Genomic DNA, 14,424 nt, shown 5'->3' with positions numbered 1-14,424 from the left:
CGGATCAGAACAACAGGGTCTTGCGATGCATCGTCCCGTCAGGGGCGATGCTCTCGTTCTTGACCAGCTGCTGCGTCCCCTTGGCCAGCCAGAAGCGCGCCGGCTTCTGGTCCGGCCGATTATAGTCGGTCTCGACCACCCAGCAGGGAATCCCCCGGCCGTCCGGTGATGCGAGCGTCTCCTCGCTCGCCACTCGCCAGACATAGCGCGCGGGCTGGCCGCCCACCGGGTGGAAGAAGGGGATCGACACTGCATAGCCGCGCGTCAGCGGCAGCGTCTGCAACAGCTCGATATCTGCCTCGAAATTGAACATCGGCTCGGCAAAGTCGATCTTCAGCGCTGCGTGGGCATTGTCGGGCAGGTCGGCGAGCCCGACGAGCGCGGTGGGCGTGAAGCGGAAGCCCTCGACCAGCGTCTTGCCCTGTGCCTTGGTGATGCGGACATGCGTGTCCGGGCGAAAGGTGCCGATGTCGAACAGAGAATCGCGCGTGACCAGGCTGGGCTCCCTGCCCGTTCCGTCCCAGCGCTGGACGATGCGCAGCCGCTCGACCCCATCGATCCGCTCGAGCCGCACCTCACGCTGCCACACATCGGTCGCGACATGCGCACCATCGCGAAGCTGCGACCGGAGATAGGTGCGCGTGCCCGGCTTCAGCAGCGAAAAACGCGGCAGCGGGTCGCCCACGCTCAGTTTCACCGGATCGCCAAGCCTCGCGGGTGCAGCGCGTGCCGCCAGCGGTAGTGCGGCGGCGGCCGCGATCATCGAGCGACGGGTCAGGCGAGGCAGATCGATCATAGGCAACCTCCGGGTGGCAATGTCGCAAAATTACGCAGTGGTTACGCCCGCGCAACGTCGATCGGCTCCGACCCGGACCGATCCCGGATGCGGTAGGTGGCGCACGTGGCTTGCCGAGTTGCTGCCGTCGCGCGAAGATCAGCGCGCCGCGTCTGCCAGAAAGCTTTCCACCAATGATCCACCGCATCTTCTCCTATGGCACGCTACAACTGCCCTCGGTGCAGCAGGCGCTGTTCGGACGGCAAGTGCCGATGGCCGAGGATCGGCTGCTGGGCTTCGCGACCGAGACGATCACGATCACGGATCCCGACGTGCTGGAGGCAAGCGGAATCGAGACGCATCTGGCACTGGTGCCCGCGATCGATCCGGCAGCGGCGATCGACGGGCGCACGCTGACGCTGAGCGATGCCGAACTGGCCGCGGTCGACGTCTATGAGGGCGCGAACTACACCCGTGCCGAAGTGACGCTGGCGTCGGGCACGCTTGCCTGGGTCTATCTCAAGGCCTGACCGGGCGGCTCAGGCGGTGCCTGTGCTGCTGGCGAGCATCCGCGGGTCGATGCCGGCGGCGGCGAAGCCGGTCTGCCAGCGCGCCTCGGTTTCGACCGAATAGATCAGGTCGGTGTCGCCGCGCATGCTGAACCAGCCATGGCGGGTCATTTCCTCGTCCAGCTGGCCCTCGCCCCATCCGGCATAGCCGAGCGCGACCAGCCAGTCTCGCGGCCCGGTGCCCTCGGCGATCGCGCGCAACACGTCGATCGTGCCCGACAGCGCCCAGCGGCCGGCGACGTCGATCGTATCCTGGCCCTGCCAGTCGGTCGAATGCAGCACGAAGCCGCGCCGCGGCTCGACCGGCCCGCCGAAATGCACCGCGACGTCGGGCGCCTCGCCCGGCTCGATCTCGAACTGGCGCAGCAGGTCGTGCAGGCCGACCCCGTCGATCGTTGCGCCGATGCCGATGCCCATCGCACCTTCCTCGTCATGCGCGCACATCGCGATGATCGCATGTTCGAACTGGGGATCGCCGATTCCGGGCATCGCGAGCAGGAACTGGCCGGTGAGAAACGGTGTGGAGTCCATGTCGGCTCAACATATCTCTCCCATTTCAGGTCCGCTACGCTTGAAAAAGATCCGTCACATGTCGAAGGGGGATCCACAGCATCAAGCCAGGAGAGTCCGATGACCATCAAGGTAGGCGACCGCGTCCCCAATGTCTCGTTCGTGAAGGTTACCGCCGATGGGCCGGAACCGGTCGATTCGGACTCCTTCTTCGCCGGCCGCCGCGTGGCGCTGTTCTCGGTACCCGGCGCCTTCACCCCGACCTGCTCGGCCAAGCACCTGCCGGGCTTCGTCGAGAAGGCTGATGCCCTGAAGGCAAAGGGGATCGACGAGGTCGCCTGCACCGCGGTCAACGACGCCTTTGTCATGGGCGCCTGGGGCCAGTCGAGCGGCGTCGAGGGCAAGGTGACGATGCTCGCCGACGGCAATGGCGCCTTTCCCCGCGCGGTCGGCCTGGACATGGACGGGACCAAGTTCGGCATGGGTATTCGCGGCCAGCGCTTGTCGATGGTCGTCAATGACGGCGTCGTCGAGCAGCTGAATGTCGAGGGTCCGGGCGAGTTCAAGGTCAGTTCGGCCGAACATATGCTCGAGTCGCTCTGAGTCCGCGCTCTGCCGCGGAACCGCGCGTTCGAGTTGGAGTTGACCGAGGGCAATTCCACGAAAAGGATTTCCCAATGGCCACGGAAACCAACTCGAACACCACCGGCGGCACGACCGCGAACGACGATTCGAAGACCCTGCTCGAACAGGCACAGGGCGTGCTTGGCGCTGCCCAGGAGAAGATCGGCGGGGCTTTCGAGTCGACCGTCGAGGCGGTGAAGGAGCATCCCGTTGCGGCGGCAGCCATCGCGGCCGGGACGGTCGCAGCGGTCGGCGCCGCCGCCTATGGCATCAGCCAGCTGGGCGGCAGCGAGGACGATCAGCCCGCCAAGACCGGAAAGAAGTAACTGGACAGCCCCTCCGCCCGCGGGCGGGGGGCAACCGTCCTATCCTTCGGCTCGACTGGCCGCTGCCGCGAGCCTGCCGATATCTGCACGTCTTGCCAGCGTCATCTTTGCGCATTAGCCGCATAAGATGACTCAAGCAGAAATGATCGTAGCCGAACTGGATCGGCTCTACCGCGGCTCTGTCGAGCGACTCCAGGCCGCCCTCCACCGCTATCTCCAGGACGGGACGCCGCCCGATCCCAAGAGCCGCAGCGACGGCTCCTTCGCCTATCCCGAGATCCGCGTGATCTATCGCGGCGGCAATGATCGCCCGGCCCCGCCCCGCTCGTTCGGGCGGCTGGTCGATGCCGGCGACTATCGCATCAGCGTGACCAAGCCGGCGATGTTCCGCGACTATCTGATCGAGCAGCTGACCTTCCTGATAGAGGATTTCGACGTCCAGGTGGAGGCGCATTCGGGCACGCAGGAAATCCCCTTTCCCTATGTGCTCGACCCCAGCCACGCGATGAACCTCGACCAGGTGTCGGCGTCCGAACTGGCGCGGCATTTCCCCGCGACCGAGCTGGCGCATATCGGCGATGAGATCGCCGACGGCCTGTGGCGCGTCGATGAGGTCGATCCGATCCGGCCGCTGGCGTTCTTCGACGGGCTGCGCACCGATTTCTCGCTGGCCCGTCTGCGTCACTATACCGGCACCCCGGTGGAGCATGTGCAGCAGTACATCCTGTTCACCAACTATCACCGCTATGTCGACGAATTCGTTCACTGGGCCTGCGCCCAGCTGGGCGAGGGCAGCCGTTTCACCGGCGTGTCCGGCGCCGGCGGCATCGTGATCGAGAGTGCCGAGGACAAGGAGCGGCTGGTCACCGACAGCGCGTGGCGCCGTCACCAGATGCCCGCCTATCACCTGATGGCGCCGGGCAATACCGGCATCACCCTGGTCAATATCGGCGTCGGCCCGTCCAATGCGAAGACGATCACCGACCATCTGGCGGTGCTGCGCCCCGAGGCATGGCTGATGATCGGCCATTGCGGCGGCCTGCGCCCCAGCCAGCGGATCGGCGACTATGTCCTCGCCCACGCCTATCTGCGCGATGATCACATCATGGACGATGTGCTGCCGCCCGAAATCCCGATTCCCGCGATTGCCGAGGTCCAGCTGGCGCTGGCCAAGGCGGCCGAGACGGTGTCGGGCCAGTCGGGCGACGAGCTGAAGCAGCGGCTGCGCACCGGCACGATCGTGACCACCGACGATCGCAACTGGGAACTGCGCTACTCGCAATCGGCGCTGCGCTTCTCGCTGAGCCGCGCGGTCGGCGTCGACATGGAATCCGCCACGCTGGCGGCGCAGGGCTATCGCTTCCGCGTGCCCTACGGCACGTTGCTGTGCGTGTCGGACAAGCCGCTCCATGGCGAGCTCAAGCTCCCCGGCCAGGCCAACCGCTTCTACGAGCGCGCCATCGCCGAGCATCTCAAGATCGGGATCGAGACGGTCGAACAGCTCCGCCGCGAGGGCGCCAAGCTCCACAGCCGCAAGCTGCGCGCGTTCAACGAACCGCCGTTCCGGTAAGGGCGGCCTATTCTCCTCCCCAGGAGCCTGCGGCTCCGGGGGAGGGGACCGCGATGCGCAGCATCGTGGTGGAGGGGGCTGCAACAGAGGTGGTGGACCCCCCTCCACCATTCGCTGCGCGATGAACAGGTGAGATTGCCCCCGGCAATCTAAGCCCTGTGCGGGGCACAGGGCGACCTGTTCATCCCCCTCCCCCGGATGCGCAGCATCCGGGGGAGGAAAGCTGGTTACCAACCCGGCGTCTGGCCCTTGTTCTGCTCGTCGAGCCAGGTCTTCAGCGGTGCGAAATATTCCATCATCGCCGCGCCCGAGATCTCGCGGGTTCCGGTGAACGCCTCCAGCGCATCGGGCCAGGGCTTTGACGCGCCCATCTCGAGCATCTTGTTCAGCCGCGCGCCGACTTCCTTGTTTCCGTAGAAGCTGCAGCGATGCAGCGGCCCCTTCCAGCCGGCCTGGTCGCACGCCGCCTTGTAGAACTGGAACTGGAGCAGCCGCGCCAGGAAATAGCGGGCATAGGGCGTGCTCGCCGGGATGTGGTACTTGGCGCCCGGATCGAACTTGTCCTCGCCGCGCGGCACCGGCGGCACCACGCCCTGATATTGCAGCCGCAGCGCATTCCACGATGCCTGGTAGTTCTCCGGCTTGGTCTCGCCCGAGAAGACGCCCCAGCGCCACTTGTCCATCAGCAGCCCGAAGGGCAGGAACGCGACCTTGTCCATCGCCTGGCGCAGCAGCAGCCCGGTGTCCTTGTCCGCGCTCGGTACCTTGGACTGGTCGAGCAGCCCGATCTGGACGAGATAGTCGGGCGTGATCGACAGCGCGACGAAGTCACCGATCGCCTCGTGGAAGCCGTCATTGGCGCCGTTGCGGTACAGCATCGGCTGATCCTTGTACGCGCGCTGGTAGTAGTTGTGGCCCAGCTCATGGTGGATGGTGACGAAGTCGTCGGCATTCACCTTGATGCACATCTTGATGCGCAGATCGTCCTTATCGTCCAGATCCCATGCCGAGGCATGGCACTGGACCTCGCGGTCGGCCGGCTTCACGAATTGCGAGCGCTGCCAGAAGGTCTCGGGGAGCGGCGCGAAGCCGATCGACGAGTAGAAATTCTCGCCGCCCTTGACCATCTTGAGCGGGTCATAGCCCTTGGCCTTCAGCAGATCGCCGACATCATAGCCGAGATCGCCCGCCCCCGGCGGCGCGACCACGTCATAGATATTGCCCCATTCCTGAGCCCACATATTGCCGAGCAGGTCGGCGCGGATCGGGCCGGTGCGCGGCTGGACCGCGTCGCCATATTTCTTGTTCAGCTGGGTGCGGACATAAGTATGCAGCGATTCATAGAGCGGCCGCACGTCGGTCCACAATTTGTCGACCAGCCTGGCGAACTCCTCGGGCGGCATGTCATAGTTCGACCGCCACATCGCGCCGGTATCGGCAAAGCCAAGCTCGTTCGACCCCTCGTTCGCCAGCGTGACGATCTTGGCATAGTCCTGCCGCATCGGTGCGCCGACATTGTCGTGCCAGCTGACCCACATCTCCTTCAGCTCTTCGGGGTTGCGGTTGCTCCCCATCTCGGCCTCGATGTCGCTACCGCTGATCGGCTTGCCCTTCAGCATGCCCTTGCCCTTGCCATAGGCGGACGAGATGCGGGTCGAGAGTTCGGACAGCTCCGCCGCGGCGCCCGGGCGGGTCGGCGCCGGCAGCACGATCGCGCTGCGCAGGATGTCGAGCATCCGCTTGCTGTCCGGCGACAGGCCCTTGGCCTTGGAGAAATGCGCCGCCTCCAGCGCGAAGCGGACCGCCATCTCGGTCCCCCGCGCGCCGTAATCGGCGACCAGCGCGTCCGTGTCATCGGTAATGAATGTTGCGTTGATCCAGGCGACGCGGCTCGCCATCAGGTTGAACGCGGCATATTCGCTCTGCGCGCGGGCGAGAAAGGCGTCGGCCTCGGCGGCGGTGGGGACGGCAGTTGCGGCGGGTTTTGCGGCAGGCTTAATGCGAGCGCTGGTCTGGGCGGACAGCTGTGACGGCACAATTAGGGTCGCGGCGAGCGCGAGAATGGACAGGCCGGAGCGGATCATGAGGCTGCTTTCGAACGGTTTATCGGATGGCGCGGACACTGACCGCCACCCCCGCCCCGGTCAAGCCGCGAGGAACTCCGCGATCGCCCGGCCCAGTTCCGGCCGCGTCACCGCGCTCATGTGATTGCCCGGAATCTCGACCAGCGTGCCGGCCGGCAGCAGCTCGGCCAGCTCGCCCGCCGGGCCGTTGTCCTCGTCCTCGACGCCCGACAGCACCAGGGTCGGCTGGGCGATCGCCGCGACGTCCTCGCGCGGGGTGTCGACGAAGGTGTCGAGGATACGCAACAGCGCCTCAGCATCGCCGCCGGTGGTCTTCAGGAACGCTTCGGTCAGCCATTCGGGCGTGCCGCGCTCGAAGCTGCCGAGATTGGTGAGCACCCGGCGGAAATAGCCGCCGCGCCCCTCGGTATCGGTCAGCCCGCGCAGTCCCATGCCCGAGATCACCACCCGGCGCGGCGTCGCGCCATTGGCCAGCATCCGCACCGTCGTGCGCCCGCCGAGCGAATAGCCGCCCAGGTCATAGTCGCTCAGGCCGAGATGCTCGATCAGCCCCAGCCCGTCGCGCATCAGCACGTCGGGCGGATAGGAGGCCGCGTCGTGCGGCCGCGCGCTCTGCCCATGGCCGCGCAGGTCCGGCATGATGACCCGGAAGCCCCGCTCGGCGACCTTCTCGGCATGGCCGTAGCGGATCCAGTTGACGAAGGCCGTCGAGAAATAGCCGTGGATCAGCACCACGGGCCGCCCCTCACCCATTTCATGCCAGGTGAGCTGAGTGCCGTCGAAGCTGTTGAAATGATGGGTTTCGGTCGGGATATTCGCCACGTCGGGTCCAGTCTATCGGGATGCCCCGCCTGTGTAGGTAGGCAAGGCCGGCCCCGCAACCGCGCGCGCGGCGCTCATCGAGGCGGGCCGGCCCGACGATGTGCCGGGCCGGCCGTCACCTACGGTCTTAGTCGGCCTTCTTCAGGTGGCGACGGCCGAGCAGTTCGGCGATCTGCACCGCGTTCAGCGCCGCGCCCTTGCGCAGATTGTCGCTGACGCACCACAGCGCCAGGCCGTTCTCGACGGTCGGATCCTCGCGCACGCGGCTGACGAAGGTCGCGAATTCGCCGACGCACTCGATCGGCGTGACGTATCCGCCATTCTCGCGCTTATCGACCAGCATCACGCCCGGCGCCTCGCGCAGGATCTTCTGCGCATCTTCGGCCGACAGCTCGCGCTCCAGCTCGATATAGATCGCCTCGGAATGGCCGACGAACACCGGCACGCGGACGCAGGTCGCGACGACCTTCACCTTGGGATCGAGGATCTTCTTGGTCTCGACCACCATCTTCCACTCTTCCTTGGTCGAACCGTCGTCGAGGAAGGAGTCGATGTGCGGGATCACGTTGAACGCGATCTGCTTGGTGAACTTCTTCGGCTCGGCGGGGTCGCCGACGAAGATGTTGCGCGACTGTTCGAACAGCTCGTCCATGCCGCTCTTGCCCGCGCCGGATACCGACTGATAGGTCGCCACCACCACGCGCGTGATCGTCGCCGCATCGTGCAGCGGCTTCAGCGCGACGACCATCTGCGCGGTCGAGCAGTTGGGGTTCGCGATGATGTTCTTCGCCGTATAGCCGTCGATCGCGTCCGGATTCACCTCGGGCACGATCAGCGGCACGTCCGGGTCCATGCGGTACAGCGACGAATTGTCGATCACCGTGCAGCCGGCTGCGGCGAACTTGGGGGCGTAGATCTTGGTCGCATCGGATCCGATCGCGAACAGCGCCATGTCCCAGCCTGTCGGATCGAAATGCTCGATGTTCTGAATCTTGTACTGTTTACCGGTCTCTCCGAAATCGACCATGTCACCGGTCGAACGCGACGAGGCGAGTACCGCCAGATCGTCAATCGGAAACTCGCGCTCGGCGAGGATGTTCAGCATTTCACGCCCGACATTGCCGGTGGCGCCTGCGACCACGACACGGTAGCCCATTTCAATTCCCTATTCAGCATGCGGCGGGGATGCGCCGCCGCGTGCGGCAATGGTCTGCCGCACGCCCTCCGTAAAGGGCCTTTTGCTTTATCCTCTATTAGCCTCGCTGCGGCGCGGCTGCGCCGGCGGGTCGCCGGGGCGGATATCGACGCGGGTCGCCAGGTCCTCGAACAGCTCGACGACGTCGGCGCGGCGCCGCTGGGTGCCGGGGAATTCGTCGGGGTGAACGAACTCATCGGCGAACCAGGGATAGCGCTCGCCGTCGAACGCCTGCTTCACCCAGTCGACCGTCGCCCGGATCGCCGGCGAGTTGCGCGCCGAATCATGATAATAGATCCACAGGTCGAAGCGCAGCTGGAACGGCAGCGTCAGCGGGATCATGTCGCGGGTAATCGCGCGGACATAGGTCGGGAAGGCGGCGATCCCGGCCCCGTTCATCACCGCCCAATAGACCGACATGGACGAGTTGGACCGGATCGGCACGAAGCCGGGCGGCCGCTCGGTCCCGAAGAAGAAGTCGACCAGGCTGGCATTGAGCCCCGCCCCGGCCTGCTCGATGAAGCGATGATTGCGGCGCAGGTCGGGAAAGGAGGTCGGTTGGCCGAACTCGCGCAGATAGCCCTGCGAGGCGAACAGCATGAAGTGCAGCGCGCCGATGCGCGCGCGCACCAGCTCCGGATTCTGCGGCTCGCTGAAGGTGATGCCGACATCGATCTCGCGGCTGCGCTCGGTCCCCGCATCATAGCTGTGCTGAAGCGAGATGGTCAGCTCGGGCACCTGTTCGTTCAATTCCATCAATCGCGGCGTCAGCCAGACGCTGCCCAGTGCCTCGGTACAGCCGATGCGGATTTCGCCCGGCTTGATCAGCACGTCGCCGCGATGATCGGACTCGTGCGCGGCCGAATGGTGCATCTCGCGCGCGACCGAGGCGACATCCTCGCCTGCATCGGTCAGCGTGACACCCTGGACGTCGCGGCGCATCAGCGTCGCGCCCGCCTCCTCCTCCAGCCGTTCGACCCGGCGGCGCAGGGTATTGACCGACAGGCCGCTGGCGACGGCCGCGGCGCGGAAGCTCAACGCGTCGCACACCGCCAGAAATGCCTTCAGGTCGTCCCATCGCACGCGCTGCGCAAAGGCTCGTGCCCGGTGGGCGTTCCACGCCGGAACGGGCCGTTCCGAACTTGGGATCACCTGCTTTTCCGTCACACCCGATATGCTGCCGTTCATCGCCATCTTCCGTCCAACCCGGAATGGAGCCTGTCAAATGCGACCCGATGTTATCGCTAAACCTGACCATAATCTTGGACGGATTCGCTTCTCCGAACAAGCGGAACGCTTGCTCGAAGGTTTCAAGCATCTCGAGGAAGATCGCAGGCTCGCGACCTGGGCGGAAATAGAGACGCTGTTGGCAAGCGCGCCGACCGATTTCGAGATTGCGAAGGTCGAGAGCGTGCGCCGCATCTGGGAGAAGAATCCCGGAGCCTTCTGGCGGTTCGGACCCGAGCAGTGCGAGCAGCCCGGTGCTTTCTGCTATCTTCCGCTGAATGCCGAAGGCGCCGCGGCGATGGTCGCCGGCACGCTGAACGGGCTCGATCCCGATCCGGCGCTGATCGTGCCGCAGGGCGAGGATCCGGTCGCCATCTATTTCTGGCTGACCATCACACCGGGCAAGTTCGTCAAATGCCTGCCCGCCCTGGCCCGCTGCCTCGAGGACGCGTCATCGCAGGCGGTTCCGATCTTCTCGCGCGCGGTCAACGATCATGCCGCGAACCTCAATCGCGGTCTGGGCTTCGTCGAGGCGGCGACCATCTATCCGGGCGCTCCGGACTGGCTGCTGGTGATCCTGCCCGAGGGCAAGGCGCCCGAGCCGAAGCGCGCCAGCGCAATCACGATCAGGATGGTCCGCAATTTCGAGGATATGGCGATGATCTACGCCATTCGATCCTCGACCTATCTCGCCGAGCAGTTCTGCCTCTATTCGGAGGAGTTCGACGGCAACGACTTCTGCTCGACCCAGTTCATCGGCTTCGTCGATGGCGATCCCGCCGGCTGCATCCGGATGCGCTATTTCGGCGACTTCGTGAAGCTGGAGCGGCTGGCGGTGCGCCGTGAATATCGCCACACCCGCCTCGCCTTCCGACTGGTCCGCGAGGCCGCTGCACTGGCGCGCCGCAAGGGGTTCACCAAGGCTTATGGCCATGCCCGCGAGGATCTGGTCCCCTTCTGGCGGATGTTCGGCGGGCGCGAAATGGACCGCCCGGCGTTCCGCTTCGCCGATTTCAACTATCGCGAGATGATGTTCGACCTGGGCGAGGTCGATAAGGACGCAATCCGCCTCGGCGTCGATCCGCTCGTCTCGATCCGGCCCGAGGGCGAATGGGACCGGCTGGGCCCGCTCGAACTCTCCAATCTGCGCCCCAGTCGGGCACAGCTGATCAAGCAGCACACCAAGACCATCGGGGGAGCCTCGAATGCCTGAGACCACGACCGACCTGTCGCCGCTGCAGCGCGCCCAGGCGCTGTACGACCTGCGGCGCGCGCGGGAGCCTTTTTTCGGTCCGAACGCCGACCTGTTCGGCGAACCGGCCTGGGATATCCTGCTCGACCTCTATATCGCGCAGGAACGCGGCATCGACACCTGCGTTAGCGACGCCTGCATCGGCGCGTGCGTCCCATCCTCGACCGGCATCCGCTGGCTGGCGATTCTGGAGGAGCGCGGCTTGATCGAGCGCGAGTCCGACCGGTTCGATGCGCGTCGGCGCTCGGTCCGCCTGACCAAGCGCGCCCGCGAGGTGCTTACGGCCTATCTGCTGAGCTGCTGACCACCACGTCGAGCGTCGCCGCCTGCGCGCGCAGGATCTCGAGCCCGGTATGGATGTGCACGCTGGCCAGCGACTGGCCGGCGGCATCGCTGAGCGCCAGCACTTCCTCGCCCAGCGTCAGGGCCCGATCCAGCAATTCTTTCTCGGCAAGCACTCGATATTCCTTTTTGGTTGGGGCGACCGTCGTTGCGGTCTCCTCCCTTGGATCGAGTGCAGCCTAATCGCGAGCCATATCTGGCCCGTTTCGGGCGGATTAACTCGCCGTCATATGATGAATCGCCCGTAAACCAGCGCAGCCGCTCGACTAAATGCTGCAGCCGCGAAAACGAAAAAAAGATGCCGGTTGAGCCCGGCGGCCTGCCCGCTGATATCGATTGCAGGATTTCAGGCGGGGTGATTCGCCGGCAGCACGTTGCAGATCAGATGCACGCGCCGCGTATCGCCCATATTCACCACCGCATGGCGACGCAGATTGTCGAATTCATAGACCTGTCCCGCGGCGAAGTGGAAACTATCGTTCCCCACCTCGAACCGGACGCGCGGGTTGGTCAGCACCGCCAGGTGACAGCGATGGGTGTGGGTCAGCAGGTCGCCGGCATCGACATGGCGCGGGATCGCGGTGTCGGGCGCCATCTCGGTCAGCATCAGCCGGGCGATGCGCCCGCCATGATGGTCGGCAATCGCCCGGCCACAGGCGAGCACGGCGGCCTGCAGCTCGGGCGAGGCATCGTCGATCCGCTCGATCACCGGCGGCATGCCCGGCTCCAGCGCCTCCAGCCAGACGAAGCGGATCGTGCGAGTGCTGCGATGGGCCGGAAACCGCTCCTGCCGACGCGACCAGATCTCCCAGACCGGGTCATCCTCGCCCGGCAGCGCGGCAAGGATCGCGTCGAGCGGCCAGGCGAAGAGCGGGATCACTCCCTGCGACAGCCGCATCGACGCGCTCCCCTTCAGTTCTTCGCCGGCGCGACGCGGTCGAGGAAGTCGAGGATCGTGTTCCACAAATGCTCGCTGACCCCCGGTCCGCCAACGCGGTGCGTCTGGCCCGGATAGAGCATCAGTTCGAACGGAACCGCGGCGCCCTGCATCTTCGCCATCATCACCGTCGAATGATCGAGCACGACGTTGTCGTCGGCCATGCCGTGGATCAGGAGCAGCGGATCACGGATCTTGGTCGCGTCCTGCACCGTGTCCGAGACCTTGTACGCCTCCGGTACGACGCGGGGGTCGCCCATGTAACGCTCGGTATAGTGGGTGTCGTACAGCTCCCACTTGCTGACCGGCGCGCCCGAGACGCCGGCGGCGAACACGCCGGGCGCGGCCTCGAGCATCTTCAGCGTCATATAGCCGCCATAGGACCAGCCATAGGTAACGATACGGTCCGGATCGACCTGGGGCAGCGTCTTGAGATAGTTGGCACCCGCCACCTGGTCGCGCACCTCGATCGATCCCATCGCCTGGTAGATCGCATCCTCGAACGCCTTGCCGCGATTGGCCGAGCCGCGATTGTCGATCTGGAACCAGATATAGCCGCGATCGACGATCGCCTGCTGCAGCGCCCCGCCCCAGGCGCGCGAGACGGTCTGCGAATGCGGACCGCCATAATGCTGGAAGAACACCGGATAGCGCTTGCCGGCTTCCATCGGCGGGGTGATCATCTCCCAGTGCAGCGTCGCACCGTCCTCGGTCTTCAGCGTGCCGAAGCTGCGCTGGCGATGGTTGGCGAGATAGCTGTTATACGGGTGTACAACATCCTTGACCGAATTCTCGTTGACCCACGCGACACGTTTTCCGGCCGGATCTGCGAGATAGACCTGGGGCGGCTGGTCGGGGTTGGAGCGGGTGACGATCACCCGCGTCGCGGCCTTGTCCATCGTCGCCATGTTCCACCAGCCCGGCTCGGTCAGGCGCGTGGCTGCACCGCCCTTGAGGCTGATCGAATAGAGATGGCGCTCCAGTACGCCGTCCTTGTTGCCCAGAAAGAAGATGCGGCCGGTCTTCTCGTCGACGCCCGCGACCGAGAAGACTTCCCAGTCGCCCCGGGTCAGCTGCGTGAACTTGCCCTTGGCCCAGCGGTAGAGATGGCCGTGGCCGTCGCGCTCCGACCACCAGATCAGGCTGCCGTCGCTCAGCGGGGTGAAGGCGTTGGACAGGTTGACCCAGCTCTTCTCCGCCGCCTTCTCGGTGAACACCACGCGCGAGGCGCCGGTCGCGGGATCGACCGCGAGCAGGTCGAGCGTCTTCTGGTCGCGGCTCTGGCGCTGGACGTAGAGTGTCTTCGCATCGGGCGCCCATTTGACCCGGGCGAGATAGATGTCGCGCTCGGCGCCCAGGTCGACCTTCACCTTGTTGCCGCCGTCCGGGCCCATCAGCCAGAGCTCGACCAGCACATTGTCGGTACCCGCCTTGGGATAGCGCTGCTGATAGATGCTGGTGCCGTCCGCGCCGATCGCCGCGCGGGTGACGATGCCGACCGGGCTCTCGTCGAAGCGTTCGACGGCGACACGGCTGTCGTTCGGCGCCCACCAGTAACCGGTGAAGCGATCCATTTCCTCCTGGGCGACGAACTCGGCCTCGCCCCAATGGATCGTCCCCTTGCCGTCGCTGTCGGTCAGCACGCGCGGCTCGCCGCCCGTCATCGGCAGCACCGCGAAATTCTGGTCGCGAACATAGCTGACATAGCCGCCCGCCGGGCTGACCGCCGCGTTCAGCTTCGCGCCCGCCGCCGCCGGCAGCTTGCGCACCTGGCCATCGAGCGAGGCGAGGAACAGCTCGCCCTCCAGCGGGACCAGGATCGACTGCGCGTCGGGCGACCAGTCATAGGAGACGATCCCCTTGGTCCCGCCGATGCGCGCGCGCTCCATCTGCATCTTCTCGGCCTCGGACGCCTCGGTGCCCGATCCGACCTTCTTCGAATCGACCAGCATCCGCCACTCGCCAGTGCGGGTATCCATCGCCCACAGGTCGAACCGCTCCTTCTCGTCGGCGCGGTTGCGCAGCAGCGTCAGGTAGCGGCCGTCGGGCGACAGCTTCATCGCGCGCGGCTGGGTCCCGGCAAGATCGGGGCTGGCAAAGACGCGCTTGAGGCTCAGCGCCGGTGCGACTTCCTGCGCCTCAACCTGCATCGACATGCCTCCGGCCGCAAGCAACGCCACACCGATCAACC

At 65.8% G+C, this 14,424-nt stretch carries 15 protein-coding genes; 6 read left to right on the top strand and 9 right to left on the bottom strand.

Annotated features, from left to right (window positions below; translation table 11 throughout):
- Positions 1 to 4 precede the first annotated feature (4 nt).
- On the bottom strand, positions 5 to 796 hold the full coding sequence (locus ACZ1H8_RS17895) for a DUF3108 domain-containing protein (protein ID WP_465178569.1): 792 nt from the start codon (positions 794 to 796) through the stop codon (positions 5 to 7).
- A gap of 173 nt (positions 797 to 969) precedes the next feature.
- Between ACZ1H8_RS17895 and ACZ1H8_RS17890 the strand changes: the two genes are divergently transcribed.
- Positions 970 to 1,305: a gamma-glutamylcyclotransferase family protein gene (locus tag ACZ1H8_RS17890; protein ID WP_465178568.1), complete on the top strand. Its 336-nt coding sequence runs from the start codon at positions 970 to 972 to the stop codon at positions 1,303 to 1,305.
- Positions 1,306 to 1,314: 9 nt separating this feature from the next.
- Here ACZ1H8_RS17890 and ACZ1H8_RS17885 read toward each other — a convergent pair whose 3' ends face one another.
- Positions 1,315 to 1,875, bottom strand: a complete 561-nt coding sequence (locus ACZ1H8_RS17885; RefSeq protein WP_465178567.1) for a YqgE/AlgH family protein — start codon at positions 1,873 to 1,875, stop codon at positions 1,315 to 1,317.
- A 99-nt stretch (positions 1,876 to 1,974) separates the two neighbouring features.
- Here ACZ1H8_RS17885 and ACZ1H8_RS17880 point away from each other — a divergent pair, with 99 nt between their 5' ends.
- The 3 genes from ACZ1H8_RS17880 (at position 1,975) to ACZ1H8_RS17870 (ending at position 4,374) form a co-directional block, all read left to right on the top strand.
- A complete protein-coding gene (locus tag ACZ1H8_RS17880) occupies positions 1,975 to 2,457 on the top strand; it encodes a redoxin family protein (protein WP_465178566.1) in 483 nt (160 codons plus the stop codon).
- Between the two features lie 74 nt (positions 2,458 to 2,531).
- Positions 2,532 to 2,804: a hypothetical protein gene (locus ACZ1H8_RS17875; protein ID WP_110152089.1), complete on the top strand. Its 273-nt coding sequence runs from the start codon at positions 2,532 to 2,534 to the stop codon at positions 2,802 to 2,804.
- Between the two features lie 127 nt (positions 2,805 to 2,931).
- The gene (locus ACZ1H8_RS17870) at positions 2,932 to 4,374 is read left to right on the top strand and encodes an AMP nucleosidase (protein WP_465178565.1); all 1,443 of its coding nucleotides are present in this window, start codon (positions 2,932 to 2,934) and stop codon (positions 4,372 to 4,374) included.
- Positions 4,375 to 4,601: 227 nt separating this feature from the next.
- Here ACZ1H8_RS17870 and ACZ1H8_RS17865 read toward each other — a convergent pair whose 3' ends face one another.
- The 4 genes from ACZ1H8_RS17865 to ACZ1H8_RS17850 all read right to left on the bottom strand — a co-directional run bounded on the left by ACZ1H8_RS17865 (position 4,602) and on the right by ACZ1H8_RS17850 (position 9,663).
- Positions 4,602 to 6,458 carry a M2 family metallopeptidase gene (locus tag ACZ1H8_RS17865; protein ID WP_465178564.1) on the bottom strand — a complete coding sequence of 619 codons (1,857 nt, stop codon included), beginning with the start codon at positions 6,456 to 6,458 and terminating at the stop codon, positions 4,602 to 4,604.
- A 60-nt stretch (positions 6,459 to 6,518) separates the two neighbouring features.
- Entirely contained in the window at positions 6,519 to 7,280 is a 762-nt protein-coding gene (locus ACZ1H8_RS17860) for an alpha/beta fold hydrolase (protein WP_465178563.1), read from the bottom strand.
- A 127-nt stretch (positions 7,281 to 7,407) separates the two neighbouring features.
- Positions 7,408 to 8,436, bottom strand: a complete 1,029-nt coding sequence (locus tag ACZ1H8_RS17855) for an aspartate-semialdehyde dehydrogenase (RefSeq protein ID WP_465178562.1) — start codon at positions 8,434 to 8,436, stop codon at positions 7,408 to 7,410.
- 87 nt (positions 8,437 to 8,523) lie between these two features.
- Complete coding sequence (locus ACZ1H8_RS17850; RefSeq protein WP_465178561.1) at positions 8,524 to 9,663, bottom strand: LysR family transcriptional regulator; 1,140 nt, start codon at positions 9,661 to 9,663, stop codon at positions 8,524 to 8,526.
- Between the two features lie 109 nt (positions 9,664 to 9,772).
- Between ACZ1H8_RS17850 and ACZ1H8_RS17845 the strand changes: the two genes are divergently transcribed.
- Entirely contained in the window at positions 9,773 to 10,915 is a 1,143-nt protein-coding gene (locus tag ACZ1H8_RS17845) for a GNAT family N-acetyltransferase (RefSeq protein WP_465178560.1), read from the top strand.
- The gene (locus ACZ1H8_RS17840) at positions 10,908 to 11,258 is read left to right on the top strand and encodes a helix-turn-helix domain-containing protein (protein WP_110152084.1); all 351 of its coding nucleotides are present in this window, start codon (positions 10,908 to 10,910) and stop codon (positions 11,256 to 11,258) included. The genes ACZ1H8_RS17845 and ACZ1H8_RS17840 overlap by 8 nt, the downstream gene beginning before the upstream one ends.
- Here the strand turns inward: ACZ1H8_RS17840 and ACZ1H8_RS17835 are convergent.
- From ACZ1H8_RS17835 to ACZ1H8_RS17825, 3 genes are all read right to left on the bottom strand, one after another.
- A complete protein-coding gene (locus ACZ1H8_RS17835) occupies positions 11,233 to 11,412 on the bottom strand; it encodes a hypothetical protein (protein ID WP_110152083.1) in 180 nt (59 codons plus the stop codon). The genes ACZ1H8_RS17840 and ACZ1H8_RS17835 overlap by 26 nt on opposite strands.
- Positions 11,413 to 11,642: 230 nt before the next feature.
- Complete coding sequence (locus ACZ1H8_RS17830; RefSeq protein ID WP_465178559.1) at positions 11,643 to 12,194, bottom strand: aspartyl/asparaginyl beta-hydroxylase domain-containing protein; 552 nt, start codon at positions 12,192 to 12,194, stop codon at positions 11,643 to 11,645.
- A 14-nt stretch (positions 12,195 to 12,208) separates the two neighbouring features.
- Positions 12,209 to 14,389: a S9 family peptidase gene (locus ACZ1H8_RS17825; protein WP_465178558.1), complete on the bottom strand. Its 2,181-nt coding sequence runs from the start codon at positions 14,387 to 14,389 to the stop codon at positions 12,209 to 12,211.
- Positions 14,390 to 14,424: the final 35 nt, after the last annotated feature.

It is taken from the genome of Sphingomonas sp. BL-S-25 (assembly GCF_055521555.1).
This window is presented reverse-complemented; position numbering and strand designations above follow the sequence as displayed.